Source organism: Luteitalea sp. (genome assembly GCA_009377605.1).
Classification (GTDB): Bacteria; Acidobacteriota; Vicinamibacteria; order Vicinamibacterales; family Vicinamibacteraceae; genus WHTT01.
Map to the genome: position 1 here is coordinate 1 of WHTT01000323.1, position 580 is coordinate 580.

1 protein-coding gene is annotated in these 580 nt (G+C 61.6%); it reads left to right on the top strand.

What is annotated here, in order from left to right:
* Positions 1–435: tyrosine-type recombinase/integrase (locus GEV06_29135; protein ID MPZ21902.1), on the top strand; the 435-nt coding region annotated here is incomplete at its 5' end.
* Positions 436–580: the final 145 nt, after the last annotated feature.

A 580-nucleotide genomic window follows, 5' to 3' on the forward strand; every position in this document is an offset into this window, starting at 1 on the left:
GACCAGGTGGATCTGGAGAACAAAGTCGTCTGGATTCCCGATTCCAAGACGCCGAACGGCGTCGCGGAGGCGCCGCTGACAGATCTGGCCGTCGAGGCGATTCGGGGCCAGATGCAGCTTGCCGGGAACAGCGAATATCTGTTTCCGCGCGAGAACTGCGTGGGACACCAGACCACGTTTAAGACGGCGTGGCGAGCGACGCTTCGGCGGGCGAAGGTGCCGTACTTTCGCATCTACGATCTGCGCTCGACCTACGCGACTCGCTTGAGCGCGGGCGGTGTCGCCGACGAGTGGGTGACGCAGCTGTCCCAGAACCCCGGCAGACTCGTTGGCAGTGCGGTTCAGCTTCTGCAGTGCCTCGCGCTTCATCTGAAACTTCATCTGCGAGTACTTCTTGAAGACTTTTGCATCGCCCTGCCGGAGCAGGCTGGATGACGAACCGGAGTTTTGGGACAGTTTTCGTCAGGAAAGCGAAGGCCGCGAACGAGCGAGTTGCTGGAAACCGGTGTAAAATCAAGGGTCGTGGTTGTCGGGGCGTAGCGCAGCCTGGTAGCGCACCTGCCTTGGGCGCAGGGGGTCG